The 1,081-nt window shown below is 46.3% G+C and carries 1 protein-coding gene; it reads left to right on the forward strand.

Annotated features, from left to right (window positions below; genetic code table 11):
- The first annotated feature begins 607 nt into the window (after positions 1-607).
- Positions 608-772 carry a hypothetical protein gene (locus GQY27_RS21180; protein ID WP_160037244.1) on the forward strand — a complete coding sequence of 55 codons (165 nt, stop codon included), beginning with the start codon at positions 608-610 and terminating at the stop codon, positions 770-772.
- Positions 773-1,081: the final 309 nt, after the last annotated feature.

Raw genomic sequence — 1,081 nt, forward strand, 5'->3', positions numbered from 1 at the left:
CCGGATAAGGCGCTCTATGTTCCTGTCCCTCGCTTTACACCCCGCACGGAGCTTAAGGACCAAGGGCGTTTAGATGGGAAATCAGGGATGGCATGGCTGCATCATGTCCACTCCGCGTTGCTTCGCTCCCATCAAGCAGCTCATGCAAAAAGATAGCATCATGATTCCGCTTCGCTTCATCATCATGCAAGGGATTATTAAGCATCACCTGTGAAGGAGAGCAGGAAAAGGAGAGAACCGGCATACGCCGGTTCTTTTTTATTGGAAAGATTTTTCTCCCTTTTGCCTTCCGCATGGTAACCCGCTGCAAAGCCTACTAAGTTTCCGGGAGGCCGAGCCTCCGGCTTCGCCCCTCAACCTCCCGGAAACCAAGTAGGCGGGCATACGGTCAAGGGGCAACAAAACTTTTTCTTCCTATTTGGAAAAGAAGAAGCGGAAGAAAAACTTTGGTGTGCTGATCCCTTGACCGTATGCCATTGCACGGGTTCCCAAGCATGCGTCAAAAGGGAAAAAAATTCCCCTTTGGGGAAGCCAGCCATGCGGCAGGCAACGTCCTAAAAAATCTCTTTTGACACCTAAAACCTTAAAACAGAAAGGAGGTGAGGAAATGCAAAATGAAACCATTGTCCTGCTTGCCGTGATAGCGGCATTCTTACAAGTAATTGTACAGTTTCTCGGCGTTGTGAAGGCATTCATCGAATGGCTTACGGCTAGAAATAAAGGAAAGGGCTCCGACCGTTCACAGCGGTCGAAGCCCAAGAAACCTAAATAACTAGCCGTAAAGAAACAAGAGTAAGGGGTTTTGACAACCCTTACTCTCCCATATTAACACAAAATTCCAGTTTGTTAAAGGGAGGACAAGTCTAATGGAAATGTTACTTTTGATTCTCATTTTGTTTTCAATTTTCCTTCAGTCGATTACATTCCTGCTTCAGTGGTCTACGAATAAATACAATGACCGTAAGTAAAACCCAGGTGGCAGCAACCACTAAGGTTGCTGCCATACCTACACTTTAGATCCAGGAGCAGGAGGTAATGAAATGAAAACTCATAAACCCAAAATAGTAGCGGCACTTACGGT

Origin of the sequence: Paenibacillus sp. An7, from assembly GCF_009870785.1 — a bacterium.
Classification (GTDB): domain Bacteria; phylum Bacillota; class Bacilli; order Paenibacillales; family Paenibacillaceae; genus Paenibacillus.

Coding starts and splice junctions, on each gene's coding strand:
- GQY27_RS21180 (WP_160037244.1), top strand. CDS start 608: ATGCAAAATGAAACCATTGTCCTGCTTGCCGTGATAGCGGCATTCTTA.